The sequence below is a fragment of the Mesorhizobium sp. AR02 genome, from assembly GCF_024746835.1.
GTDB lineage: Bacteria > Pseudomonadota > Alphaproteobacteria > Rhizobiales > Rhizobiaceae > Mesorhizobium.
Genome location: NZ_CP080531.1, coordinates 2,188,334 through 2,214,350 on the forward strand (window position 1 = coordinate 2,188,334; position 26,017 = coordinate 2,214,350).

Here is a 26,017-nt window from a genome sequence, read left to right on the forward strand (position 1 = left end):
TAACTCTTTGTTTTTGACGCAATTCCAGACGGAAAACCGTTTCACACTTTTCCTGGAATTGCTCTAGCGAGCGGTTGGTCGGCGGCAACTGTCGTCATTCAGATGCAACACTAGAGCGCCACACGTCCTTCTGGACGGGCGCTGCTCGTGACGTTGTTTTCAACAAGGGGTAGGACATGAAGACTGAACTCGACCATCTCGCTGATCTCGCCGGCCAGGGCCGGATATCGCGTCGTGACTTCCTTGGCCGCACGGCGGCACTGGGCGTGTCGGCGGCGCTGGCAACGACGCTGGCCGGGAAAGCCTTCGCACAGACGCCGGCCAAGGGCGGCATCCTCAAGGCCGGCCTGCAGGGTGGGGAATCGACCAACAGCCTCGACCCCGCGCTGAACCTCAGCCAGGTCACCTACAGCTTCGGCAAGCAGTGGGGCGAGTATTTGGTCCGGCTGATGCCCGACAACAGCCTGACCAATATGATCGCGCAGGAGATCGGCGCGTCCAAGGACGCCAAGACCTGGACGATCAAGGTGCGCGACGGCATCGAGTTCCACAATGGCAAGACCGTTGCCGCCGAAGACATCGCCGCCACCATCGAGCGCCATGCCGACGAAAAGTCCAAATCCGGTGCGCTCGGCATCCTCAAGAACATCAAGGGCGTCAAGGCAAGCGGCAAGGAAGTCGTCGTCACGCTCGGCGATGCCGACGCCGATTTCCCCTATCTGATGGCCGACTACCACCTCGTCATCCAGCCGAATGGCGGCAAGGACAACCCGAATGCCGGCATCAGCGCCGGCCCCTACAAGGTCGCCGTCAACCAGCCTGGCGTGCGCCATGGCGGCGAGCGCTTCGCCAATTACTGGCAAGGCGACAAAATGGGCCATGCCGACCAGATCGAGATCGTCGTCATCAATGACGCGACGGCGCGGCTTGCTGCGCTGCAGGGCGGCCAGATGCACATGATCAACCGCGTCGAGCCCAAGGTTGTCGACCTGGTCAAGCGCATTCCCGGCGTCAGCATCGAGAATGTGTCGGGCAAGGGCTATTACCCGTTCAACATGTTCTGCGACACCGCACCGTTCGACAGCAACGACCTTCGGATGGCGCTGAAACTCGCCATGGACCGCGAGGAGATGTTGGAGAAGATCCTGCGCGGCTATGGCTCGGTCGGCAACGACTTCCCGATCAACGAAGCCTACCCGCTGTTTTCGACCGACATCGAGCAACGCAAGTTCGATCCGGAAAAGGCGGCCGCACTCTACAAGAAGTCGGGCCACAGCGGCTCGATCCTGCTGCGCACCTCCGACGTCGCCTTCCCCGGCGCCGTCGACGCCGCCCAGCTCTATCAGCAGTCCTGCGCCAAGGCCGGCATCAAGATCGAGATCAAGCGCGAGCCCGGCGACGGCTATTGGTCGGAAGTCTGGAACAAGCAGCCCTTCTCGCTCTCCTACTGGGGTGGGCGCGCCACGCAGGACCAGATGTATTCCACTGGCTACGTCTCGACCGCCGACTGGAACGACACGCGCTTCAAGCGTCCGGAATTCGACAAGATGCTGCTTGCGGCGCGCGGCGAGCTCGACCAGGCCAAGCGCAAGGCGATCTACCACGACATGGCGGTGTTGATACGCGACGAAGGCGGCCTGATCGTGCCGTTCTTCAACCAATTCATCGACGCGGCCGCCACCAATAAGATCGGCGGCTTTGCCAAGAGCCCGATCGGCGAAATGATGGATGGCTACGCGTTGGCTGAGTGCTGGCTCAACGCTTAGCCGAACCCTGCCTGTCTGATTCACGTGTAAGAACGCCGTGTGCCCGAAACGGCATGCGGCGTTCCCGTTTCAACTGCTAGACATCATGGAGCAGCCCATGGCGCTCAATTCCAAGCTTCTGCTGATCATCCTCGATGGCGTGCCCTACCGGAACTGGCGCCGGCTGATGGGCAATCTCGAGGGCTGGGTGCAATCGGGCGAGGCGCGGGTCTGGAAGATGCGCTCGGTGCTGCCGTCGACCTCGGCCTGCTGCTATGCCTCGATCCACACCGGCGTGTCGCCACAGGTGCACGGCATCCTCTCCAATGAGAACCGGTTTCGCGTAACCCAGCCGGATATCTTTTCGGAAGTCAGCAAGGCCGGTGGCAAGACGGGTGCCGTCACCCACTCCTACTGGTCGGAATTCTTCCGGTCCTACCCGTTCGACCTGGTCGAAGACATGGAGTATGACGAGCCCGGCGGGCCGATCACGCATGGCCGCTTCCACACCATGACCGGCTACAACGCCCGCAACCAGATGACGCCGAGCGATGTCGACCTGTTCGCGACGCTGACCATGCTGACGAAACGCCACGGCATCGACTACGGCATCCTGCACACCTGCACGCTGGACTCGATGGGCCATCGCTTCGGCCACGACTGCCACGAGATGGACCATGCCGTCTATGCGATGGACGGCATGCTGGCCGCCTTCCTGCCGGGCTGGATCGCGGCCGGCTACGAAGTCATGGTCACCGCCGATCACGGCCAGACCGACCGTGGCCACCATGGCGGCCACGATGACGAGATGCAGGATTTCGCGCTCTACTATTTCGGGTCCGGCAAAGGCCCCGAGGGCGAGGTGCTGATCGACCAGTTGCAGCTGGCGCCGACGGTGCTCAGCCGGCTTGGCGTGCCGGTGCCGGCGACGATGAAGGCGAAGCCGTTTTTGGGGTGAGAAGCGCCGAGCTGATAAGGGTGTCGGAGAAACTTCAGCGTCGCCCGCCCCACGCTATGGCTTCGGGCGTTCGTCACTTCAATCGACAAATCGTTGTCGATTGACCCGCCTCCGGCGGGACGCTCCTCACCCACTGGCAACCGCCCCACTCTTCGGTTAGCCTCCGCAAATTCCTTGGCGGAGGATGAACCTTTTTGGACCGATCAGCGACAGAGCAGACAGGAGCCAGGCGGCTCGACCGGCCATGACGGCAGCGACGGAGACCGATCGCGCGCTTGTCAACCGGGTCGCGAAGGGCGACCGTGCCGCCGTGCGGCTCCTGTTCATGCGTCACCACGCGCGGGTCTACCGCTTCGTGGCGCGCCAGACGGGATCGGAAATGATGGCTGACGATATCGCGAATGAGGTGTTCCTCGAACTGTGGCGCCAGGCGCCAGGCTTCGAAGGCCGCTCCGAAGTCTCGACATGGCTGCTCGGCATCGCCCGGTTCAAGGCGCTGTCGCTGCTGCGCAAGAAAAAGGAAGACTGGATCGACGACGAGGCCGCCGCCGCGGTGCCCGACAGCGCCGACACGCCGGAGGTCGTCACCATGAAGGAGGACAAGGCCGCCGCCTTGCGTCGCTTCATTGACGCCTTGCCCGAAGAACACCGCACGGTGATCGACCTTGCCTATTATCACGGACAGTCGGTGAGCGAGATCGGCGAGGTGCTCGCCATCCCGGTCGCGACGGTCAAGACCAGGATGTTCTACGCCCGCAAGAAACTCGGCGAGGCCCTCAAGGCCGCCGGTTACGACAGGGGGTGGCCATGAGCGCCGCTGAAAAGATGTCGCGCCGCGACGAAATGGAAACGTTGCTGCCGTTCTATCTGAACGGCTCGCTGGAAGGCTCCGACCTCGAAGCTGTCGAGGAATGGCTGGCCAGCGATCCCACGGCGCTTGCCGCACTTGGCGAGGCCGAGGCCGAATTCTCCGGCACGTCGGCCGCCAATGAGGCAATCCGCCCGCCGACCGATGCGCTCAGCCGCTTTGCCAGGGCGCTCGATGCCGAGGCCGGACCTGCACGCAAGCCGGCAGGCTCATCCTGGCTGGCGCAGGCCTGGGGCCGCTTCATGGCGGTGCCGGTCGGCGTCGCGTGGGCGGCGGCCGCGGTCCTGCTGGCGCTGATTGCGGTGCAGTCCCTGGTGCAGCCCGGCGGCAAGGGCAAGGATTTCGAGATTGCCGGCGCGGAAGACGATCTGGCGAAAATGCCGTTCGCGCTGGTCAAGTTCAAGCCGGATGCAAAGATGTCGGATATTTCGGCATTCCTCGGCAGCAACGGGCTGAAGGTCATCGGCGGACCGACCGCCGATGGCGTCTTCCGGCTTGCCATCCCCGCCGCCAACGCAGCCGACTATACGAAGCAGCTCGGCCTTATTGCCGCCCAGCCTTTCGCGGAGACTGTGATCGAGGGAAGGAAACCGGTTGATGGCGGCTGAGGCGGCCCTTCGATTTGCGGCAATCCTTGCGGCGGCGATGACAATCGCCGCCGTGCCTGCGTCGGCGCAGAGCAACGCCGCCAATAGCGACCAGACGAAAATCGACTGCCGCAACGGCACCAATGCAGCTGGCGCCAACTGCGCCAAGGATGGCAGCGGCGCCAACGACAATGCCGGCGGTGCGGGTCCTGCCCAAGCCGGCGCCGTCTTTCTTCCCGTCCTGATCGTCGACCTGTTTCCCAACCCGGTCGCGCCCCCGGCACCGGTGCCGACACCACGACCGGAACCGGCGCCGCCGCCCGGCAACAATCAGGCCGGCCCGCCGGCCAGCGGGCCGATCGTCTCGCCGACCGATCTCATCGCCGTCCAGCCGCCGCGCGCCGTGGCCGGCGATTTCGTGCCTGACGAGGTGCTGGTGACCGTTGACGGCGATGCCGGCGCCGTGCAGCAGATCGCCGCCTCCTTCGGCCTCGAAGTGCGCTCGCAGCGCCAGTCCCGGCTGCTCGGCACCACATTGGTGCGCTTCGGCATTCCCGACGGCCGTCCTGTCGGCGTCGTGCTGGCGCAGCTTGCCGCCGACGGCCGCACGCAGCGCCGCGAACCCAATCATATCTATACATTGCAGCAGGCCGCGGGCATCGTGAACTATGCGTTCGGCCGCATCGAACTCGATTCCAAACAGGCCAGCGGCGAAAACGTCCGCGTTGCCGTCATCGATACCGGCATCGACGACGCCAATCCGGCCTTGGCCGGCGTCATCGCCGCGCAGTTCGACGCCATGCCCGACGTGCCGATCGAAAAGCGCGATCACGGCACCTCGGTCGACGGGCTGATCGCCGGCGTCGGCGCGCTGGAGGGCATGGCGCCGGGCGCCAGAATCTATCACGCCCGCGCCTTCGAAGGCGGCAAGTCGACCATGGATGTCATCCTGTCGGCGCTCGACTGGGCGGCGGAGCAGAATGTCAGCATCATCAATATGAGCTTCGTCGGACCGAAGAACGATCTGCTCGGCGCCGCCTGCCGCAATGCACGAGCGCTTGGCATGGTGCTGGTGGCCGCTGCCGGCAATAACGGGCCGAAGGCGCCCTATGGCTATCCGGCCGCTTTCGACGGCGTCATCGCGGTGACCGCCACTGACGCCAAGGACGGGCTGATGCCGCAGGCCAATCGTGGCGCCTATGTCTTCATCTCAGCCCCCGGCGTCGAGATGGTGGCGCCGAGCGGCGCCGGCTCCGATGTGGTCACCGGCACCTCATTTGCCGCGGCGATCGTCAGCGGCGCCATCGCCAATCTCCTCCATGCCGCGCCCGACCGCTCGGCGGATGACATCGAGAAAGCCTTGGCGGCAACGGCCAAGGATCTCGGGCCCAAGGGGCGCGACAACGACTTCGGCTATGGGCTGCTGGACATCAAGGCGGCCGAGGCGGCGAAGAAATGAAGTCGCGCTAGCAGATTACCGTTCCAACCAATCTGGCGCGATCTCCATCAGCGCCTGCTCCGGGCGTGCGGCCAAATCATCCAGCAACTCCATTTCGTCGTCTGGAATCGATCGTTTGTGTTGAGGCGCCTCGCGCCAGCGATCCCAGTTCGACGTCTCGCGACCGTTCAGCACATAGTGGTCGCGCAGCACGTTGATCTTCAGGAACCACCAGCCGGCCACACTGCCGTGGCCGAATGCGCCTGAGTCGGCCTCCGCCCGGCGGCATCTCAACCAGGCTTCTCCCGCCGTCATGAAAAACCGGCGCGGCACATCGGCGGAATCGAATTCAATGCGGTTCCTTTGCCGCAGCATGGGATCGATTTGGGCATCGCTGAGGCGCCACGTGCCGGCCTCGGAATCCCAGTATTCGCAAACCCAGTGGTCCTCCCATTCGTCACCAAAATAAGCAGCGAAGCCGCATCGCACGCGGGCCGGAACACCCCTGCAGCGCAAGAAGGAGCAGAGCGCAAGCGCGAAGTCGCGGCAGGTGCCGGTGGATCGCTTGTCCGCCGGCCGCTGGACATCAAGAGGCCGCGGATCCCGCTTCAGGACATCATCCAGCCGTTCGGCGATGGGCAATGTTCTGCGCGCCGTTGGATCGAGCGTCGTCTCGTCGAGGCCGTACTCTCTTGCCCAGTCAGCATGCACCAGCACGCCCTGGATGACCTGGCTGAGAGGCCCGATGCCTGCCGGAAGCGTGGCAATCGCAGCAGCGTGGTGCCCCGGATCGGACATGTGGCTATGAGCCAGCCAACGATCCGCGCCTTCCATGTCGGCTCTCCGTTCCTCGGCCAGGGCCGCTTAATCAGTCAAACTGATTTTTTCGCTGCGAGCAAGGCCGGCAAGGGGCAGCCAGGCGCATCCTCGTCTGAGGATCCTGCGAACGCTATCGATCAGCCCGCCGCGAGTTCACGGGTTCGCCGGCCTAGCAGAAGCAGCGCGGATGCAAGACAAAACCCGACGACAGCCAGCCCGATTATAACAAGCCATCGCATCAATACCGCCTGCTCATCATGGCCGATGACGCGGTAGAGACCGTTGATCTCGACCATTTCGGTGTCGGACAATCGCTTTTTGGGCAGCGTTCGGTCGGTGTAGAAATATTTGGTCATCGCATTGAATTCGAGTTCACGTCCGATGAACATTTCGGTGGGGTTCAGGTCTGAAGTGACATAGCCCTCATAAGTGAGTTCCTGCGTGGTCCGGATATCGACATTGTTGAAGTCCGGCTCTGTAGCGCCCGCATGAAACCAGCCTGGCGAAAACACCGAGAATGACCCAGAGCGAGGCAGATGGGTGATCGGCTAGTTGACGATCTCGACCACTTTCTGTTCTGTCCGCGCGGCTTCCGCATTTGCCTTTTCGATCCCTGGCAAAGTCCAGACGATTGCACCGGCAACGGTCAGCAAAAGGCCCGTCAAGCCAAGCAGAAACACGATACGGCCAGCAGGGAGCGCCGGTCTCGGGGCACGGTGAACCGGGGTAGCCGGGGCGCGACTCTCGCGCCCGCGCCGGCCGAAAACCGCGCTGGGCTGATCGGTGTTCATCGGCTCATGTTCGAACAGGCGGGCTAATGCGGCGTTAATAGGCCTTCGTCGTTGCTTCAAAACCGAGGTCACTTTTGAGTGACATGCATTAGAAGGTCCGCTTCGGGCGAACCCGGTCGTTCACTGTGATTGGACCTAGCCCCTACGCCGGCGCGCCGGCCACCGAGCCGCGCACCACCAGGTCGACCGGCCAGACTTCGCCGCGGGCGCCCTCTTCCAGTCCCGATATCCGCGCCGCCAGCCGCTCGGCGACGCGCGCGCCGGCAAGACGGATCGATGAGCGCGTGGTCGACAGCGGCACGGAAAAATTCTCCGGCTTCAGCCAGGGAAAGACGTCGTCATGGGCGATCAGCGAGACGTCGCCGGGAATGGTGAGGCCGAGATCGCGCACAGCGCGCACGACGCCCAGCGCCATGATCAGGCTGGAGCAGGCGATCGCCGTCGGCGCGTCGCCGGCCTCCAGCAGACGCCTGGTGGCGCGGTAGCCGTTTTCTTCGGTCATGGCCACCGAACAGACATGGCGTTTGCCCAGGGTCAGCCCGCTTACCGCGAGTGCGCGGCGCACGCCGCGCTCGCGATGGATGGCGAAGGTCTCGCGGTCGTCGCCATTGATCAGCGCCAACCGCCGGTGGCCGAGCTGGACCAGCAGCCGCGCCGCCTCGTGGAAGGCACCCTCATTGTCGATGTCGAGATAGGGATAGTCGAAATCGAAGCCTTCGCTGCGACCATGGACGAGGAAGGGAATGCCGAGCGTGCTGACCAGCGCCACCCGACTGTCCTGCGGCCTAGGCGAAGAGATATAGACGGCATCGACCTGGCGGTTGGCGACGATGCGCCGGTAGGTCGTCTCCTGGTCGTCGGCGTCGGCCGGCGACAGCACAAGGTCAAGCTCGTGCGAGCGGGCATAGTCGCCGAGGCCGGACAGGAACTCGACAAAATGCGGATCGATGTCGACGGCGGCCCCGGTCGGCAAGACATAGCCGATCATGCCGGATTTGCCGGTCGCCAGCCGCCGCGCACTCGGATTGGGGCGATAGCCATGGCGCTTGGCGGCATCCATGACGCGCCGGCGCGTTTCCTCGTTGACCTCCGGATAGCCGTTCAACGCCCGGCTTACCGTGGTCTGCGAGAGCGCCAGCATATGCGCGAGCTGCTTGAGGTTCACAAAAGGCCTCCATTCCCTCAAAGCGCTTTTAAATTGAATCGACCCAAATGCCACAAGGGCGCGACGTCATCGCGATGACCATAGTCGGGGTTGAGACCGGTTTGAAACAAAAAATCACTGTTGCGCTGCCAAAAAACCATGCTGCGCTGCACTTTTCGGCGCCAAAATCTACAAAGTTAAATCGATTAGCTAACCGAGCCTCTTGACTTCCGGTCGATTCAATGGCGTGATCGGGAAAGCCAAAGCGCTTTGGAAGACTCTTCGAAAGGTTGCGGTTCCCTTGCGACTGAGTCACAGTCCTGCAGCGTCGGCGGGCGGAATGGAGGTTCCGTCCGGTGTATGTGACCCACTGGGAGGGAATACCGATGAAGAAAATGCTTTTGCTGGGTGCTGCGTTTGCCACGTTCGCCCTGAATGCGCCCGCGCATGCCGAACTGAAGTTCAAGCCGGGTGAAGACAAGCGCTTCAACTGGGCAAATTACGAAGAGCTCAAGAAAGTCGATCTCAAGGGCGAGACCCTGACCATCTTCGGACCCTGGCGCGGCGAGGACGAGGATCTGGCCCGCTCGGTGCTCGATTATTTCGCCGAGGCCACAGGCGCCGAGGTCAAGTACTCCTCGTCCGAAAATTACGAGCAGCAGATCGTCATCGACACCCAGGCCGGCAGCCCGCCCAACATCGCCATCCTGCCGCAGCCGGGCCTGATCCAGGATCTGGCTTCCAAGGGCGTGCTCACCCCGCTCGGCGACGACGTCGCCGCCTGGATCAAGGAGAACTATGCCGCCGGCGACTCCTGGGCCAAGCTCGGCACCTATAACGGCAAGGACGGCAAGCCCGGCTTCTACGCCTTCCCCTACAAGATCGACGTCAAGGGCCTGATCTGGTACTCGCCCGACAATTTCAACGAGGCCGGCTACAAGGTGCCGAAGACGCAGGAGGAACTGGCCGAGCTCGAAAAGAAGATCATCGCCGACGGCGGCAAGCCTTGGTGCATCGGGCTTGGTTCGGGCGGCGCCACCGGCTGGCCGGCGACCGACTGGGTCGAGGATATCATGCTGAGGACGCAGCCGCCGGAAGTCTACGACAAGTGGGTCAAGAACGAGATTCCGTTCACCGATCCGGCAGTGGTCAACGCCATCGACATCTTCGGCAAGATCGCTACCGACGACAAGATGGTCGATGGTGGCGCCAAGGCGGTGGCGGCAACCGACTTCCGCGACAGCCCGAAAGGGCTCTTTACCGTGCCGCCCAAGTGCTACATGCACCACCAGGCGTCGTTCATCCCGTCCTTCTTCCCGCAAAACGTGAAGCTCGGCCAGGATGCGGACTTCTTCCCCTACCCGCCTTACGCTTCCAAGCCGGAACTGGGCAACCCCCAGGAAGTGGCCGGAACGCTGGTGATGATCACCAAGGATTCCAAGGCATCGCGCGAGTTCATCAAGTTCCTGGAGATGCCGCTCGCGCATGAATTGTGGATGGCGCAGAAGAGCTTCGTCACCCCCTTCAAGGGGGCCAACAAGGATGCCTATGGCAGCGCTGCGCTGAAGAAGCAGGGCGAGATCCTGGTCGGCGCGACGACGGTGCGCTTCGACGGCTCGGACCTGATGCCTGGCAAGGTCGGCGCCGGCTCGTTCTGGACCGGCATGATCGATCTGGTCGGCGGCAAGTCCGCTCAGGATGTCGCCGCCGACATCCAGAAGAGCTGGGATGGCATCAAGTAGTTCGCTCCAGAGCGACCTGACACTTTCCTGATCCTCCTACTGGATCCGGGCCACGGCCCGGATCCGACCGGCGGCGCACGCCGCAAGCCTTCGCATTTCGACTGTTCCGAATAACTCAAAAGTCGGTGCATCCGACCGCCGGTGTTTGCCTGGCCGGTCATGTGCAGGGAGAGGGACCCATGGCGGCTCAGATTTTCTCGGCCATATTCGTCATCATCATCGGCGTCGGCGGCTGTGTCGCCTATTTCTGGGGCGCCAACAAACTGCTCGACCTGACCTTCCCCTCGCGCGGGGTCTCCGGCACGGCCGCCGTCGATAATCTGCGCCGGCAGGGCCTGATAAGACCCTGGCTGTTTGTCGGTCCGGCGATGATCATCCTGACGATCTATTTGATCTATCCCGTGATCGAAACGCTGCGGCTCTCCTTCCTCGACCGTGGCGGCATCAATTTCGTCGGCCTGGCCAACTATCAATGGGCCTTCGGCGACCGCGACTTCCGCAACTCGATCCTCAACAATGTGCTGTGGCTGGCTGTCGTGCCCGCCGCCTGCACCTTCCTTGGCCTGATCATCGCCGTGCTGACCGACAAGATCTGGTGGGGCACGATCGCCAAGAGCCTGATCTTCCTGCCGCTGGCCATCTCCTTCGTCGGCGCCAGCGTGATCTGGAAGTTCATCTACGAATACCGCGGCGAGGGCCAGGTGCAGATCGGCCTGCTCAACGCCATCATCCAGCATTTCGGCGGCCAGCCGCAGGTGTGGATATCGCTGCCGTTCTGGAACAACTTGTTCCTGATGATCATCCTGATCTGGATCCAGACCGGCTTTGCCATGGTCATCCTGTCCTCGGCGCTGCGCGGCATTCCGGAAGAGACGCTGGAAGCCGCCGTCATCGACGGCGCCAATCCGTTCCAGATCTTCTGGAAGATCATGGTGCCGCAGATCTGGGGCACCATAGCGGTGGTGTGGACCACGATCACCATTCTGGTGCTCAAGGTGTTCGACATCGTGCTGACCATGACCAACGGCCAATGGAACAGCCAGGTGCTGGCCAATCTGATGTTCGACTGGATGTTCCGCGGCGGCGGCGATTTCGGCCGCGGCGCGACCATCGCCATCATCATCATGATCGCGGTCATCCCGATCATGGTCTGGAACATCCGCCAGGCCAACAGAGAGACGGGAGGGCACTGAGATGGCCGTCGCAACCGGAAAGTCCTTTGCCAGCCGTTTCGGCGTCCACATCGCCGTACTGATCTTCGTCACGATCTGGACCATCCCGACGCTCGGCATCCTCGTCTCGTCGCTGCGCGACAAGGACCAGATCGTCGCCTCCGGCTGGTGGAACTCCTTCGCCAGTTCCAGCCAGACCGAGGGCGGGCGATTGCCGGGCGCTTCCGCGCAAACCCAGAAGGACGGCAAATACGTCATCGAAGGCAACATCTTCGGCGACGGCGCCAAGCGCGAGATCAGCGCCTTTGGCGTCAAGGCGGCTGCGCCGACGCAATACAAGACGGGAAGCTCAGCCGATCTCGGCGACGGCGTCATGCTGCAGTTGAATGCCGACGGCAGCTTCGTGCTGTCTTCGGCAAAGGCCTTCGAAGGCGACCGCGGCCAGCGCGTCTATTATGCTTCGTCGGCGCCGCCGAAATTCACCACCGAGAACTATCAGAATGTGCTGTTGTCGCAGGGCATCGGCCGCTCCTTCATGAATTCGCTGACGGTCACTATCCCGGCGACGGTGATCCCGATCCTGATCGCGGCCTTCGCGGCCTATGCGCTGGCCTGGATGCGCTTTCCCGGCCGGGCGCTGCTGATCGCCGTCATCATCGGCCTTTTGGTCGTGCCGCTGCAGATGTCGCTGATCCCGCTGCTCAAGCTCTATAACGGCGTCGGCACTTTCTTCGGCGTGCCGTCGAAAACCTATCTCGGCATCTGGCTGGCGCATACCGGCTTCGGCCTGCCCTTCGCCATCTACCTGCTCAGGAGCTACATTGCCGGCCTGCCGCGCGAGATCATGGAATCGGCGCGCATCGACGGCGCCAGCGACTTCGAGATCTTCGTCAAGATCGTGCTGCCGCTGTCCTTCCCGGTGCTTGCCTCCTTCGCCATCTTCCAATTCCTGTGGGTATGGAACGATCTGCTGGTGGCGATGGTTTTCCTCGGTACGGCGCCCGACCAGATCGTGCTGACGGCGCAGCTCAACGCGCTGCTCGGCTCGCGCGGCGGCAATTGGGAGATCCTGACGACATCGGCCTTCATCACCATCATCGTGCCGCTGACCGTCTTCTTCTCGCTGCAGCGCTATTTCGTCCGCGGGCTGCTCGCCGGCTCGGTGAAAGGAGGCTGAGACAATGCAATCTGCTTTGAAAGCCAGTTCGAACCCTGACCTCGCCATCGATCGCGACTGGTGGCGCGGTGCTGTGATCTACCAGATCTATCCGCGCAGCTATCAGGATTCAAATGGCGACGGCATCGGCGACCTCAAGGGCATTATCGGCAGGCTTCCCTACATCGCCGCACTGGGCGCCGACGCCATCTGGATTTCGCCCTTCTTCAAATCGCCGATGAAGGATTTCGGTTACGACGTCTCGGACTATTGTGACGTCGATCCGATGTTCGGCACGCTGGCCGATTTCGATGCGCTGACGGCGGAGGCGCACCGGCTGGGGCTCAAGGTGATGATCGACGAAGTGCTGTCGCACACCGCCGACAGCCACCCCTGGTTCAAGGAAAGCCGGTCGAGCCGCACCAATCCCAAGGCGGACTGGTATGTCTGGGCGGACGCAAGGCCCGACGGCACGCCGCCCAACAACTGGTTGTCGATCTTCGGTGGGTCGGCCTGGCAGTGGGACACCAGCCGCCAGCAATATTATCTGCACAATTTCCTGGCCGAGCAACCGGACCTCAACTTCCACAACCGCGAAGTCCAGGACGCGCTGCTCGACGTCACCCGCTTCTGGCTGGAACGCGGCGTTGACGGCTTCCGCCTCGACACGATCAATTTCTACTTCCACAGCCAGGGCCTGGAGAACAATCCGCCGCTGCCGCCGGAAGAGCGCAACGACCAGACCGCACCGGCGGTCAATCCCTACAATTACCAGGACCATATCTACGACAAGAGCCGGCCGGAAAACCTCGGCTTCCTCGAACGCTTCCGCGCCCTGCTCGACGAATATCCGGCGGCCGCAGCCGTCGGCGAGGTCGGCGATTCGCAGCGCGGGCTGGAAGTCGTGGCGGCCTATACCGCCGGCGGCAAGCGCGTGCACATGTGCTATTCCTTCGACTTCCTGGCGCCGGAAAAGATCAGCGCGGCCAAGGTCCGCTCGGTGCTCGAAGCCTTCGGCAAGGTCGCCAGCGACGGCTGGTCGTGCTGGGCTTTTTCCAACCATGACGTGATGCGCCCGGCCTCGCGCTGGGCCGCCAGCGAAGCCGACCCGATCGCCTATCTCAAGGTCATCTCGGCTTTGCTGATGTCGCTGCGCGGCTCGGTCTGCCTCTACCAGGGCGAAGAGCTCGGGCTCGGCGAGGCCGAGCTGCGTTTCGAGGATCTGCAGGACCCGTACGGCATCCGCTTCTGGCCGGAATTCAAGGGCCGCGACGGCTGCCGCACGCCCATGGTGTGGGATGGCAGCGCCAAGAATGGCGGCTTCTCCCAGGCAAAGCCCTGGCTGCCGGTGCCGGCCAAGCATCTGGCACAAGCGGTCAATGTCCAGCAAGGCGACCAGGCTTCGCTGCTCGAGCACTACCGGCGCTTCCTCACCTTCCGCCGTGCGCATCCGGCATTGGCCAAGGGCGATATCACCTTCATCGAAAGCGAGGGCGACACCGTCGCCTTCACGCGCCGCGCCGGCAATGAGCAGATCGTCTGCGTCTTCAACCTCGGCGCCAAGCCAGCCAAGGTTGACCTTGGCAGCCGATCCCTGCAACCTTTGCCGGGACACGGGTTTTCCGGGCAGGCGAGCCCCGGTTCGATCGAACTTAGCGGTTACGGCGCCTGGTTCGGACGCATCGACTGAATTTTTGAGAAATCACTGGGAGGAAACCAATGGCCGATGTCAATTTGAGGCAAGTGAAGAAGTCCTACGGCAATCTCAACATTCTCCACGGCATCGACCTCGATATCAAATCGGGCGAGTTCATCGTCTTCGTCGGTCCGTCGGGCTGTGGCAAGTCAACCTTGCTGCGCTCCATCGCCGGGCTCGAGGAAATCACGTCGGGTGAGCTCAAGATCGATGGCGAGGTGGTCAATGACGTGCCGCCGTCCAAGCGCGGCATCGCCATGGTGTTCCAATCCTATGCGCTCTATCCGCATATGACGGTCTACGACAACATGGCGTTCTCGATGAAGATCGGCAAGGAAAACAAGGCCGAGATCGACCGGCGTGTGAAGCAGGCCGCCGAAATCCTGCAGCTGACCAAATATCTCGACCGGCTGCCCAAGGCGATGTCGGGCGGGCAGCGCCAGCGCGTCGCCATCGGCCGCGCCATCGTGCGCAATCCGAAAGTGTTCCTGTTCGACGAGCCGCTGTCGAACCTTGACGCCGCACTGCGCGTCGCCACGCGTATCGAGATCGCCAAGCTCAAGGAATCGATGCCCGCCACGACCATGATCTACGTCACCCATGACCAGGTCGAGGCGATGACGCTCGCCGACCGCATCGTGGTGTTGAAGGACGGCCATATCGAGCAGGTCGGTACGCCTATGGATCTCTACAAGAAGCCCGGCAATCTGTTCGTCGCCCAGTTCATCGGCTCGCCGGCCATGAACATCCTGCCGGCGACGATCGACAAGACCGGCAACCCGACCGTCGTCAGCCATGTCGGCGGCCGTAAGGCTACGGTGCCGATTACGACGCCTGCTTCGGCGAAGGGTGCGGCGGTAAGCTTCGGGGTGCGGCCGGAAGACCTCATGGTCGCAACCGGCGCGGATTATCTGTTCGAGGGAACGGTCGATTATGTCGAGCAGCTCGGCGAGGTTCAGCTGGTCTATGTCGACATCGGCCGCGCCGACCTGCCGCTGGTGACAAAGCTGCCGGGCAATGTCGAGGTCAAGCGCGGCTCGACGCTCCGGCTGAGCGCCAATGGCGAGGACCTGCATATCTTCGATGCGGACGGACATTCCTTCGCACTCCGGAAGCCGGAAGCAAAAGCGGCTTAAGACAGAACCCCATCTCGACGGCGTAAAAAAGAGCGGCGGGCATGGCCCGCCGCTCTTTTTTAGAATCGGCTTCGGCTGTTAGTGGTTGCCGAAGCGGTCCCGGTCGCTGCTCTGAGGGATCGACTTCTGCACGTCGCCCGATGAATTGAGCAGCTTGTAGACGGGCGAGCCGCTGTCACGGATCGAAGCCGTGCGCGAATTGTCAACCGAAGTCGCGGCAGGCTGGTTGGCGCCATTGGAGCCGTAATTGTCACTGCCTGCGAAGGCGCTGCCGGAGACAGCCAGAACGGCGGCGGCAGCAAGGATGATCTTCTTCATTTCAAGTCTCCTGAATTTTGAGCTTCACGGGAGCAGCGGGGCAAACCGCCGCTCCCGGAATCGGCTGTTAGCGGCCGAAAAGATTACGATCGGCACCCTTGACAGGCGCCTGGGCAGCCGGTTCCGACTTCTTGATCGAAGCCGTGTAAGAGCTGTCGGTCGAAGCAACAGCGGGCTGGTTGGCGCCATTGGAGCCATAGTTGTCGCTGCCAGCAAAGGCGCTGCCGGAGATGGCCAGGACGGCGGCAGCAGCAATGATGAACTTGTTCATGTTAGTCTCCTGAATTTCTGAAGGTCGGCCAGAGCGGCGGACAAAAGCCCGCCGTCGGCCGGGATCGGCTGTTAGTTGTTGCCGAAGAGGTTGTGGTCAGCACCCTGCACAGGCGTCTGAGCAGCCGGTTCCGACTTCTTGGTCGAAGCGGTGTACGAGCTGTCGACAGCAGCGGTGGCTGCAGGGGCATTCGAACCGTAGTGGTCGCTACCAGCGAAGGCGCTGCCGGAAATGGCCAGAAGGGCGGCGGCAGTGAGAACAATCTTTTTCATTTTGGGTACTCCAGTATTTTTCCGTCCGTCTAGCGGCGTGTCTTGGGATTAAAATCGCGTCGTTCGGACAGCCCCGATGTGGGAAAGCCAGCTAGCCGTTTCCAATCACGAAGTTGTTCCGTGTGGACCAAGTATCCACCACTTGAAATTGTACCAAGGCCCTCTAAGCCAAACATTTTTCTTTTTAATATCAAACTGTTAGTCAAAACCGGCGCTGCGATCACCAACTGTATCGGAGGCTCAGCGTTCACACCGTCCTGCACGCACCGTCAACAGAAACGAACCGTTCGGTTCGATTTTAGAATCTGCTAATAGTCACTTTTCGAAACCGTTAACCTTTTTTGCCGCCGTTTCGGGTCGATCTGGATAGCCGGCACCGCCACCAACGAAACGATTTTCGTGACCGCTGTGCTTGACCCGATCATTGCGCATGCGTGTCGCGCCACATGGATGCGATGTCGCTTTCATGCCGATGTCGCAAACGCTGTCGTGATTAGATCAGGGCATCTCAGGTGCCGCTTCGTGACGACGGGGCGGAGAATTGGGAAGCCGGTCAGAATCCGGCGCTGCCCCCGCAACGGTGGTGGAGTTCAAGTCGCAACGGGAGACCACTGGGCGAAAGCCTGGGAAGGTGTCGCGATCGTCCGCAAGGACACTCCAGAGCCCGGAAACCAGCCCGAGAATTTGAACTCGACTGATCGCGGTGGGCGGTCAAGAGGCGGATGGTGCATGCCCGGTTTTCGCCGGCCTGCGTCCGGTCCTTCCTCAATCACCACCAGTTCAGTCCTTGAAGCATGAGGACAGGACATGGATGCGCGCAACGACATGCTGAGGCTCTTGAACAGCCGCAGAGAGGGTTTCTCACTCGAGCAGCCCTTCTACACCGACCCAGACTACTTCAAACTAGACATGGAGCTAATCTGGTATCGCGACTGGCTGTTCATCGGCCATGATTGCGAATTGCCGAAGCCCGGCAGCTTCATCACCGTACAGATCGGCGACTATCCGGTCGTGCTGGTGCGCGATCAGCAAGGCAAGATCAACGCCTTCCATAATTCCTGCCGCCATCGCGGCAGCCGCGTCTGCAACACCGACAAGGGCATGGCGGCCAAGCTAGTCTGTCCCTATCACCAGTGGACCTATGAACTGGATGGCCGCCTGCTGTTCGCCCGCCAGATGGCCGACGGTTTCGACAAGACCCAGTTCGGGCTGAAGCCGGTCGCCTGCGAAAGCGTGGCCGGCTATATCTTCATCTGCCTGGCAAAGGAGCCCGCCGACTTCGCGCCGATGCGGGCGATGATCGAACCCTACCTCAAGCCGCACCGCCTGAGCGAAGCAAAGATCGCCTTCGAGAGCACGATCGTCGAGAAGGGCAATTGGAAGCTGGTCTGGGAGAACAACCGCGAGTGCTACCATTGCGCCGGCAATCACCCGGAGCTGTGCAAGACCTTCCCGGAAGCCCCGACGGTGACCGGCGTGCAAGGCGCCGACAGCGACCCGGAGATGCTGGCGCATTGGGCCAAATGCGAGGCAGCCGGCCTGCCGAGCAAGTTCCGCATCGACCCGGCCGGACAATACCGCGCCACCCGCGCGCCGCTGCTGCGCGACGCGGTCAGCTACACGATGACCGGCAAGCGGGCGGTGAAGAAGAACCTCTCCGACAGCGTCTCGGCCGACCGCATCGGCACGTTGATGCACTATCACTACCCGACGACCTGGAACCATATCCTGATCGACCATGCCGTCACCTTCCGGGTGCTGCCGATCAGCGCGACGGAAACCGCGGTGACGACCAAATGGCTGGTTCACAAGGATGCCGTCGAGGGTGTCGATTACGATCTTGCCGAACTCACTCATGTCTGGACCGAGACCAACGACCAGGACCGCCGCATCGTCGAGGAAAACGCCTTCGGGATCCTGTCGCCGGCCTATGAACCCGGTCCCTATTCGGAGCTGCATGAGGGCGGCGTGATCCAGTTCGTCGACTGGTACGCGCGCTTCATCGGCCCGCGCCTTGCCGACGATGGCCGGCCGGCCCTGCGCAGCGTTGCTTGAGAGGTTGAGGGATGAATGCGATGACGGATCTTGGCCTCTATCGCCATCTTGACCAGATGGCGCCGTGGAACGACAGGCTGCAGGTGCTGGAAGTGATCGGCGTCAGCGACGAGGCGCCTGACGTCAAGACCTTCACCTTCCGCTCCGACAACCAGACCTGGTTCCGCTACAAGCCTGGCCAGTTCGTGACGCTGGAGCTGCCGACATCGGACGGGCCGCTGATGCGCACCTATACTCTGTCGTCCTCGCCGTCGCGGCCGTTCTCGATCGCGGTGACGGTGAAGGCGCAGGCCGGCAGCATCGGCACGCGCTGGATGTTCGATCACCTAGCGCCCGGCTCGCACGTCAAGGCCTATGGGCCGGCGGGCGACTTTTCGCTGCACAGCCATCCGGCGGCCAAATATCTGTTCATCTCGGCCGGTTCCGGCGTGACGCCGATGATGTCGATGCTGCGCTGGCTGAATGACTGCGCGCCATGGACCGATGTCGGCTTCGTCAACTGTGCGCGGCGCGCCGAAGAGATCATCTTCCGCAAGGAACTCGAACTGCTCGGCGGCCATATGCCTGGCCTGTCGCTCGGTTTCATGATCGAGGAGCGGTCGAGCCGCGAGGGCTGGTACGGCCATATGGGCCGCATCGACGCCATCCGGCTGCCGCTGCTGGCGCCTGATTTCCGCGAACGCGAAATCTTCTGCTGTGGTCCGGACCCCTTCATGCGCGCCGTGCGCGGCATGCTGGACGCCGCCGGCTTCGATATGACGAAATACCACCAGGAAAGCTTTGCCGCACCCGCGGTGGAGGAAATCCCGGCACCGTTCGCCGCACCGTCGCAGGACGGCGTGGCCGTTCCCGTCGAAGCCGCAACACCGATCCGCTTCGCGCTTTCGGATGTCGACGCGGAGTGCGTCGCCGGCCAGACCGTGCTGCAGACGGCGCGCGCCTCGGGCGTGCGGATCCCCGCGGCCTGCGAATTCGGGCTGTGCGGAACCTGCAAGGTGAAGAAAGTCTCCGGCGCCGTCGAGATGAGCCACAATGGCGGCATCCTCGATCACGAGATCGATGACGGCTTCATCCTCGCCTGCTGCTCGAAGCCGCTGTCAGCGCTCGAAATAGAGGCGTAACAGCGTCGGGGCGGCCCTGCGCGGCATGGCCCTCAGCCGCCCCGACGGCAACCGGGTGCCACGCTTCGTGGCAAGGTGACGCCGGACAAGAAGAGGCAGACGCTAGGCCGAAGGTGCGCCTTCAGCACGACGTCATTGTCGCGGCCTGTGGCGCCCTGCCCTGCCATCTGCTTTCAGCAGAATCCTCTCGGTTCAGTCGACCGCCCCTGACGAGCCGCAACGCGGCTGGCGGTTCTGCCCTTGCAGCCCTTTCTCCCTGGATCGCCAGCGGAACAATTCCGTGAACACTGTTCCCCGTTGTAAGCCCCTTATAGGGCTGGCACAATAATCCTTTGTTTTTTCATGGTTTTTTGAAATCCAGCGCATCGCCTCTGGTCTCCAAATTTTAAAGTTTGCGCGTCACTTGACATTTGTCGATTGCAATTTGACTATTGTCAGCATCGGCATTTGGGCGGGAGATCACGTGCCGATCGGCATCCGACAGGGATTAGCCGAAGTCATGGGAGGACGATGGTGGAGCTGTTGCTCGAAGTGGAAGGGCTGAAGAAGTCCTTTGGTGGTGTCGCCGCCTTGCGCGACGGCCGCTTTCAGCTTCGCGCCGGCACGGTTCACGCGCTTTGCGGCGGCAATGGCGCCGGCAAGTCGACCTTTCTGAAGATCCTGATGGGCATCCAAAGGCGCGATGCCGGCTCAATCCGCCGCCGCGGCAAGGAGGTGGAATTCGCCAGCCCCGCCGACGCGCTGGCCTCGGGGATCGCCATCATCGAGCAGGAACTGAGCCCGGTTCCCCACATGACGGTCGCCGAGAACATCTATCTCGGCCGTGAGCCCAAGGCCCGGTTCGGCGGCATCGATTTTCGCGCCATGAACCGCGCCGCGCAGAAGCTTCTGGACGACCTCGAATTCGACATTCGAGCCACGCAATACATGATGAACCTCTCGGTCGCGCAGATGCAACTGGTCGAGATCGCCAAGGCGCTCAGCCACGACGCCGAGGTCATCTTCATGGACGAGCCGACCTCGGCGATCGGCGAGCGGGAGGCGCAGCATCTGTTTGCCGCGATTGGCCGCCTGCAGAGGCAGGGCCGCGGCATCGTCTACGTGTCGCATCGCCTGTCGGAAATATTCCAGGTCGCCGATTCCTACACGGTCTTCCGGGACGGTTCCTATGTCGGCAGCGGGGCGCTTGCCGAGATCGACCGGCCCGGCCTGATCCGCATGATCGTCGGCCGCGAGCTGTCCGAGGAATACGTCAAGACCAACACACCGACCGAGGAAACCGGGCTAGAAATTGCCGGGCTGACCTGCCCGAACAAGATCGAGGACATCTCCTTTTCAGCGCGCAAGGGCGAGATCTTCGGCATTTACGGGCTGATGGGGGCCGGACGGACGGAAATCTTCAATTGCCTGTTCGGGCTCGACAGGCCTTCGGCCGGAACCATCGCCATCGACGGAACCCCGGTTGCCATCTCGAAGCCGGCGGATGCGATGGCGCATGGCCTGGCGCTGGTCACCGAGGATCGCAAGCTGACCGGCCTCAATCTCTCCGATTCGGTGCGCGCCAACATCTGCATGGCCAGCCTGCCCGAGATGAGCCCCGCCTTTGCCATGGACCGGCCGCGCGAGGCGGAAGCAAGCCGCCGGATGCGGGAGCGATTTCAGATCAAGGCGGCGCGCGACACCATGCCGGTCTCCGGCCTGTCGGGCGGCAACCAGCAGAAGGTAGTGCTCGGCAAGTGGTTCCTGCGCAACCCGAAGGTGCTGCTGCTGGACGAGCCTACCCGTGGCGTCGATGTCGGCGCCAAGCGTGAAATCTACCGGATCATCTGCGACTTCGCCGCCGCCGGCGGCACGGTGGTGATGATCTCTTCCGAGATCGATGAAGTTCTCGGGATTTCGGACCGGATCATGGTGATGCGGGCCGGCAGAAGTGCCGGAATCTTCAGGCGGGAGGAAACGGATGCGCAATCACTCGTCCACCTATCGACCTGAACAGGGAAACGGTTCGGCGGCAAAGGAGCCAGGAATGTCGGTTGGCGACAAGAAGACGATGCAAGGCTGGCTCGGTTCCGAGCAGCGCCGGCTGCTGATCCAGGAGTACGGCATCTTCCTTGCATTCCTGATCCTGGTGGCGGTGCTCTCGGTCTCCAACGAGTTCTTCCTGACGGCCGGCAACATCTCCAACGTGTTGCTGCAGACATCGATCAACGGTGTCCTGGCCATCGGCATGACCTTCGTCATCCTCACCCGCGGCATCGATCTCTCGGTCGGCTCCGTCGTCGCGCTCGCGGGTATCGTCAGCGCCAGCTTCATGACCACTTCGGCGACCGCCGGCATCGCCGGCGCACCCTATCCAGTTGCCTTGGGCCTCGGCATCGGCCTGCTGGTCGGCATTGCCTGCGGCGCGATTTCGGGCCTCATCGTGTCGCGCTTCTCGGTGCCGGCCTTCGTGACGACGCTCGGCATGCTTTCGGCGGCGCGCGGGATGACCCTCATCTATGGCGGCGGCCGTCCGGTTCCCGCGCTGACGCCGGCTTTCCGCTGGATCGGCACCGGCGACGTCTTCGGCATACCCGCACCGGTCGTCATTCTTGCCGTCGTGTTCGCCGTGTCGTGGTGGATCCTCAACCGGACGCGTTTTGGCCGCTACATCTATGCCGTCGGCGGCAACCCGCACGCGGCCAGGACCTCGGGCATCAACATCACCCGCATCCAGTTCCTCGTCTATGTCATTTCCGGCGGCCTTGCCGGCTTCGCCGGCATGCTGCTCAGCGCCCGCACTGGGTCCGCGCTCCCCCAGGCCGGCATTGCCTATGAACTCGACGCGATCGCGGCGGTGGTGATTGGCGGAACCAGCCTGTCGGGAGGCGTCGGCCGGGTGACCGGTACGCTGATCGGCGCGCTGATCATCGGCGTCATGAACAACGGCCTCGATCTGATGGGCATCCAATCCTACTACCAGCAGGTCCTCAAGGGCGCCCTGATCGTCGGCGCCGTGATGCTCGACCAGAAGCGAAACTACGGGGCCTAGGCTCCTTTCCGGTACCGGACCTGCGTCAGGCGTGTCCGTTGCAAGGCGAACCATGTCGGTCGCTCACTCAAAGTGGAGGTAACGAAATGAAAAGATGGATGATCGCGCTCGCATCCGCGACCGCGCTGCTGGCCGCGCCAGCCATGGCGCAGGACAAGATCAAGATCGGCGCCGCGCCCTACGGGCTGAATGCCGAGTTCATGCAGATCTGGGTCGCCGCGCTGCAGGACCATCCCGCCGTCAAGAGCGGCGAGGTCGAACTGACGGTGTTCGACGGCCGTTATGACGCGCTGGTGCAGCAGGACCAGTTCAAGACGATGGTCACGCAAAAGTACAACGCGATCATCTTTGCGCCGATCGACGTCGACGCGGGCGCTGCCGCCGTGCAGGCCGCTGCCGACGCCGGCATTCCGGTCATCGGCTCGAACACCCGCGTCCATTCCGATCTTCTGACCTCCTATGTCGGATCGGACGACACGATCTCGGGCTACATGGAAGCCAAGACCGTGCTCGACAAGATCGGCTGCAAGGGCAACGTGGTCATCCTCGAAGGCCCGGTCGGCCAGTCGGCGCAGATCTCGCGCCTGGAAGGCAACAAGAAGGCGCTGGCCGAATGCCCCGACGTCAAGGTCCTCGAGGACCAGACGGCAAACTGGTCGCGTGCCGAGGCCCAGACCCTGATGGAGAACTGGCTCACCGCTCACCCGAACCAGATCAATGGCGTGATCGGCCAGAATGACGAAATGGCGCTTGGAGCCATCGAGGCGATCAAGGCAGCCAAACTTGACGTGAAGAGCTTCACCATTGCCGGTATCGATGGCATCACCGACGCGCTGCATGCGGTCAAGAACGGCGACATGACGTCGATCCTGCAGGATGCGCGCGCCCAGGCGCAGGGCGCGCTCGACCTCGCCATCCTCAATGCCAAGAAGGGTGACTACAAGCCGCAATCCGACATTTGGGAGACCTACAAGGACATGCCTTGGAAGGACGGCAAGGAGAAGCTCTACAATGTGCCGTGGACGCCGGTGACGGCTGACAATGTCGACAAGCTGCTTGCGACGCGCAAGTGATCCAGCCGCAGGGTGGGCTTTGCGGCCCGCCCCGCATTCCATCAGGCCGAGAAGAGAACCATGACCGAAACAATAGATGTTGATCTCAATTTTTCGCTGGGCGGCAAGGTCGCCCTGGTCACCGGCGGCGCTTCGGGCATCGGCAGCGCCATCGCATCGGCATTCGCCGCCAAGGGCGCAATTGTCGGGGTGATCGATATCAATGAAGCGGTTGCGCAGGCGAAGGCCGCCGAACTCGGCAATGGTGCGAAAGCCTTCGTCTGCGATGTGTCCAACCCGCAATCCGTGGACGCCGTGTTCGCTTCGGCGCTGGCGGCATTCGGCCATGTCGACATCGTCGTCAACAGCGCCGGCGTCGTCATGCTTGCCCCCGCCGAGGAACTCAGTCTCGACGCCTGGGACAAGACCATCGCCATCAATCTCAAGGGAACGTTCCTGATTTCCCAGGCCGCCGGGCGCGCCATGATCAAGGCCGGCAAGGGCGGCAAGATCATCAACATGGCCTCGCAGGCCGGCACTGTCGCGATCGACCAACACGCCGCCTACTGCGCCTCGAAATTCGGCGTCATCGGCCTGTCCAAGACGCTTGCCGCCGAGTGGGGCAGGCACGGCATCACGGTCAACACGATCTCGCCGACCGTGGTCCTGACCGAACTCGGCAAGAAGGCCTGGGACGGGCCGCGCGGCGAGGCGCTGAAGCTGCGCATCCCGACCGGCCGCTTCGCCTTTCCGCAGGAGATCGCCGCCGCTGCCGTGTTCCTGGCCTCGAACGGCGCCGACATGATCAACGGCGCCGACCTTCTGGTCGACGGCGGCTACACCATCATCTGAGCGGCGGGAGCAACAATGCAGCGTTTCATCAACAATCCGGACGAGGTCGTCGAGGACACGGTCAAGGGCTTCGTCAAGGCGCATGCCGGCATCGTCAGGCTCGGCAGCAGCAATCCGCGCGTCATCGCCGCCCGCCATGCCCCGGTCGCCGGCAAGGTCGGCGTGATCACCGGCGGCGGCTCCGGTCACGAGCCGGCCTTCATCGGCTATACCGGCCGCAACATGCTGGACGCGGTCGCGGTCGGCGAATTGTTCTCCTCGCCGACGGCCAAGAGCTTCCTCGACGCGGCGCGGGAAGCCAATGGTGGCAAAGGTGTCGTCTGCCTCTACGGCAACTATGCCGGCGACAACATGAATGTGAAGATGGCCATCAAGCTGGCCGCCAAGCAAGGCATCGAGATCGCCACCGTCGTCGCCAATGACGATGTCTGCTCGGCCGGACCCGACGAGCGCGAAAAGCGCCGTGGCGTCGCCGGTGAGATCTTCATGTGGAAATGCGCCGGTGCGCTGGCGGCGGAAAGCGCAAGCCTCGAGGATGTGCAAGCGACGGCACAAAGGGCGATCGACAATTGCCGCTCGATCGGCGTTGGCCTTGGTCCCTGCACACTGCCTGCCGTCGGGCATCCGAATTTCCTGATCGAGCCGGGCACGATGGAGGTCGGCATCGGTCACCACGGCGAGCCGGGCGTGCGGGTCGAGCCGCTGAAGCCGGCGGCCGACATTGCGCGGGATATGGTCAAGATCGTGCTCGACGATCATGCGCTTGCGGCCGGAACCGAAGTGGCGGTGCTGGTGTCCGGCCTCGGCGCGACGCCGGTCAACGAACTCTACATCCTCAACGGCACGATCGAGGCCGAGATCAGCGGACGCGGCCTGGTCATCCACAAGACCTATGTCGGCAACTATTTCACCTCGCTGGAGATGGTCGGCGCAACACTCACGGTCATGGCGCTCGACGCCGAGCTGAAACGGCTGCTGGACGTCGATGTCGATTGTCCCGCAAGGCTTTAGGAAACAGGCAGATGCAGCAGTTTGACAATGCTTCCGCGGGCGACATCGTGCTTTCGCTCGCCGACCGGATCATCGAAAACCGGGCCTATCTCAGCGAGATCGACGGCAAGATCGGTGACGGCGACCACGGCGTCAACATGGCCAAGGGCTTTGGCATGGCGGCGGACAGGATCAGGGGCAACGACATGTCGCTCGCCTCGGCCTTCGATACGCTCGGTACCGTGCTGATGACCGAGATCGGCGGCTCCATGGGACCGCTCTACGGCATCATGTTCACCCAGTTCGCCGAGACGATCGAAGCCTCTCCGTCGATCGGCGCCGAGACCTTCGGCGCCATGCTGGGCAGCGGCCTCGAAGGCATCCAGACGATCGGGTCGGCCAAGGTTGGCGACAAGACGCTGCTTGACGCGCTTGTGCCGGCCATCGAGGCCTTCAACGGCGCCAATGCCGCCGGCAAGCCGTTTGCAGACGCGCTCGACGCGATGGCCGCCGCCGCCGAGCAAGGCCGTGACAGCACGAGGGATCTCGTGGCCAAGATCGGCCGCGCCAGCCGGCTCGGCGAACGCTCGGTGGGCGTCCTCGACGCCGGCGCGACCTCCTGCGCACTGATCCTGACAACCCTGGCGTCCGGCGCCAAGCAGAAGCTGCGGTCGCCCGCGACCGCTGGCCATTGAATTTATGAATATGCTCCTCCCGAGCAAAGGCTCCCGGCTGACATTGCAGCCGGGAGCGCGCTAAGTGGCCGATCGCAGCAAGATTGAGAGTTCGCCCGTTTGCGCTCA

Annotated in this window: 25 protein-coding genes and 1 riboswitch; of the genes, 18 read left to right on the forward strand and 7 right to left on the reverse strand. The window is 62.9% G+C overall.

All coding sequences use genetic code 11. From position 1 onward, the window contains the following. Positions 1-176: 176 nt before the first annotated feature. From DBIPINDM_RS14560 to DBIPINDM_RS14580, 5 genes are all read left to right on the forward strand, one after another. Entirely contained in the window at positions 177-1,766 is a 1,590-nt protein-coding gene (locus tag DBIPINDM_RS14560) for an ABC transporter substrate-binding protein (protein WP_258587906.1), read from the forward strand. 97 nt (positions 1,767-1,863) lie between these two features. Then, a complete protein-coding gene (locus DBIPINDM_RS14565; RefSeq protein WP_258587907.1) occupies positions 1,864-2,703 on the forward strand; it encodes an alkaline phosphatase family protein in 840 nt (279 codons plus the stop codon). A 244-nt stretch (positions 2,704-2,947) separates the two neighbouring features. Next, positions 2,948-3,514 carry a sigma-70 family RNA polymerase sigma factor gene (locus DBIPINDM_RS14570; protein ID WP_258587908.1) on the forward strand — a complete coding sequence of 189 codons (567 nt, stop codon included), beginning with the start codon at positions 2,948-2,950 and terminating at the stop codon, positions 3,512-3,514. Continuing rightward, the gene (locus DBIPINDM_RS14575) at positions 3,511-4,179 is read left to right on the forward strand and encodes an anti-sigma factor (RefSeq protein WP_258587909.1); all 669 of its coding nucleotides are present in this window, start codon (positions 3,511-3,513) and stop codon (positions 4,177-4,179) included. Before DBIPINDM_RS14570 ends, DBIPINDM_RS14575 begins: the two co-directional genes overlap by 4 nt. Further along, positions 4,169-5,617, forward strand: coding sequence for a S8 family serine peptidase (locus DBIPINDM_RS14580; RefSeq protein WP_258587910.1), 1,449 nt, complete (start codon positions 4,169-4,171; stop codon positions 5,615-5,617). Before DBIPINDM_RS14575 ends, DBIPINDM_RS14580 begins: the two co-directional genes overlap by 11 nt. A gap of 15 nt (positions 5,618-5,632) precedes the next feature. On the opposite strand, the gene DBIPINDM_RS14585 is transcribed toward DBIPINDM_RS14580, so the two are convergent. From DBIPINDM_RS14585 to DBIPINDM_RS14600, 4 genes are all read right to left on the reverse strand, one after another. Beyond that, positions 5,633-6,430 carry a transglutaminase domain-containing protein gene (locus DBIPINDM_RS14585; protein ID WP_258587911.1) on the reverse strand — a complete coding sequence of 266 codons (798 nt, stop codon included), beginning with the start codon at positions 6,428-6,430 and terminating at the stop codon, positions 5,633-5,635. 122 nt (positions 6,431-6,552) lie between these two features. Further along, positions 6,553-6,927 (reverse strand): hypothetical protein, encoded by a 375-nt coding sequence (locus DBIPINDM_RS14590; protein ID WP_258587912.1) that lies wholly within the window; start codon positions 6,925-6,927, stop codon positions 6,553-6,555. A gap of 36 nt (positions 6,928-6,963) precedes the next feature. Further along, entirely contained in the window at positions 6,964-7,206 is a 243-nt protein-coding gene (locus DBIPINDM_RS14595; RefSeq protein WP_258587913.1) for a hypothetical protein, read from the reverse strand. 142 nt (positions 7,207-7,348) lie between these two features. Next, positions 7,349-8,371 (reverse strand): substrate-binding domain-containing protein, encoded by a 1,023-nt coding sequence (locus tag DBIPINDM_RS14600; RefSeq protein WP_258587914.1) that lies wholly within the window; start codon positions 8,369-8,371, stop codon positions 7,349-7,351. A 365-nt stretch (positions 8,372-8,736) separates the two neighbouring features. Between DBIPINDM_RS14600 and DBIPINDM_RS14605 the strand changes: the two genes are divergently transcribed. The 5 genes from DBIPINDM_RS14605 (at position 8,737) to DBIPINDM_RS14625 (ending at position 15,252) form a co-directional block, all read left to right on the forward strand. Further along, complete coding sequence (locus DBIPINDM_RS14605; RefSeq protein WP_258587915.1) at positions 8,737-10,092, forward strand: ABC transporter substrate-binding protein; 1,356 nt, start codon at positions 8,737-8,739, stop codon at positions 10,090-10,092. Positions 10,093-10,271: 179 nt separating this feature from the next. Then, complete coding sequence (locus DBIPINDM_RS14610; RefSeq protein ID WP_258587916.1) at positions 10,272-11,285, forward strand: carbohydrate ABC transporter permease; 1,014 nt, start codon at positions 10,272-10,274, stop codon at positions 11,283-11,285. A gap of 1 nt (position 11,286) precedes the next feature. Next, on the forward strand, positions 11,287-12,441 hold the full coding sequence (locus tag DBIPINDM_RS14615; RefSeq protein WP_258587917.1) for a carbohydrate ABC transporter permease: 1,155 nt from the start codon (positions 11,287-11,289) through the stop codon (positions 12,439-12,441). Between the two features lie 4 nt (positions 12,442-12,445). Continuing rightward, positions 12,446-14,110 (forward strand): alpha-glucosidase family protein, encoded by a 1,665-nt coding sequence (locus DBIPINDM_RS14620; RefSeq protein WP_258587918.1) that lies wholly within the window; start codon positions 12,446-12,448, stop codon positions 14,108-14,110. Between the two features lie 29 nt (positions 14,111-14,139). Next, complete coding sequence (locus tag DBIPINDM_RS14625) at positions 14,140-15,252, forward strand: ABC transporter ATP-binding protein (protein WP_258587919.1); 1,113 nt, start codon at positions 14,140-14,142, stop codon at positions 15,250-15,252. Between the two features lie 78 nt (positions 15,253-15,330). On the opposite strand, the gene DBIPINDM_RS14630 is transcribed toward DBIPINDM_RS14625, so the two are convergent. The 3 genes from DBIPINDM_RS14630 to DBIPINDM_RS14640 all read right to left on the reverse strand — a co-directional run bounded on the left by DBIPINDM_RS14630 (position 15,331) and on the right by DBIPINDM_RS14640 (position 16,113). Further along, positions 15,331-15,570, reverse strand: coding sequence for a DUF680 domain-containing protein (locus DBIPINDM_RS14630; protein ID WP_258587920.1), 240 nt, complete (start codon positions 15,568-15,570; stop codon positions 15,331-15,333). A 67-nt stretch (positions 15,571-15,637) separates the two neighbouring features. Continuing rightward, entirely contained in the window at positions 15,638-15,841 is a 204-nt protein-coding gene (locus DBIPINDM_RS14635) for a DUF680 domain-containing protein (protein WP_258587921.1), read from the reverse strand. Positions 15,842-15,912: 71 nt separating this feature from the next. Next, the gene (locus tag DBIPINDM_RS14640) at positions 15,913-16,113 is read right to left on the reverse strand and encodes a DUF680 domain-containing protein (protein WP_258587922.1); all 201 of its coding nucleotides are present in this window, start codon (positions 16,111-16,113) and stop codon (positions 15,913-15,915) included. 493 nt (positions 16,114-16,606) lie between these two features. Next, positions 16,607-16,808, forward strand: a riboswitch (cobalamin riboswitch). A gap of 112 nt (positions 16,809-16,920) precedes the next feature. On the opposite strand from DBIPINDM_RS14640, the gene DBIPINDM_RS14645 reads away from it, so the two are divergent. The 8 genes from DBIPINDM_RS14645 to dhaL all read left to right on the forward strand — a co-directional run bounded on the left by DBIPINDM_RS14645 (position 16,921) and on the right by dhaL (position 25,909). Then, entirely contained in the window at positions 16,921-18,168 is a 1,248-nt protein-coding gene (locus tag DBIPINDM_RS14645) for an aromatic ring-hydroxylating oxygenase subunit alpha (protein ID WP_258587923.1), read from the forward strand. A gap of 20 nt (positions 18,169-18,188) precedes the next feature. Then, positions 18,189-19,289 (forward strand): hybrid-cluster NAD(P)-dependent oxidoreductase, encoded by a 1,101-nt coding sequence (locus DBIPINDM_RS14650; RefSeq protein ID WP_258587924.1) that lies wholly within the window; start codon positions 18,189-18,191, stop codon positions 19,287-19,289. Between the two features lie 513 nt (positions 19,290-19,802). Beyond that, a complete protein-coding gene (locus tag DBIPINDM_RS14655) occupies positions 19,803-21,281 on the forward strand; it encodes a sugar ABC transporter ATP-binding protein (protein ID WP_258589270.1) in 1,479 nt (492 codons plus the stop codon). A gap of 34 nt (positions 21,282-21,315) precedes the next feature. Next, a complete protein-coding gene (locus tag DBIPINDM_RS14660) occupies positions 21,316-22,320 on the forward strand; it encodes an ABC transporter permease (protein ID WP_258587925.1) in 1,005 nt (334 codons plus the stop codon). An 86-nt stretch (positions 22,321-22,406) separates the two neighbouring features. After that, positions 22,407-23,393, forward strand: coding sequence for a substrate-binding domain-containing protein (locus DBIPINDM_RS14665; RefSeq protein WP_258587926.1), 987 nt, complete (start codon positions 22,407-22,409; stop codon positions 23,391-23,393). A gap of 60 nt (positions 23,394-23,453) precedes the next feature. Then, positions 23,454-24,224: an SDR family oxidoreductase gene (locus DBIPINDM_RS14670; protein ID WP_258587927.1), complete on the forward strand. Its 771-nt coding sequence runs from the start codon at positions 23,454-23,456 to the stop codon at positions 24,222-24,224. Positions 24,225-24,239: 15 nt separating this feature from the next. Beyond that, entirely contained in the window at positions 24,240-25,235 is a 996-nt protein-coding gene (locus tag DBIPINDM_RS14675; RefSeq protein ID WP_258587928.1) for a dihydroxyacetone kinase subunit DhaK, read from the forward strand. Positions 25,236-25,246: 11 nt separating this feature from the next. Beyond that, the gene (gene dhaL, locus DBIPINDM_RS14680) at positions 25,247-25,909 is read left to right on the forward strand and encodes a dihydroxyacetone kinase subunit DhaL (protein WP_258587929.1); all 663 of its coding nucleotides are present in this window, start codon (positions 25,247-25,249) and stop codon (positions 25,907-25,909) included. Positions 25,910-26,017: the final 108 nt, after the last annotated feature.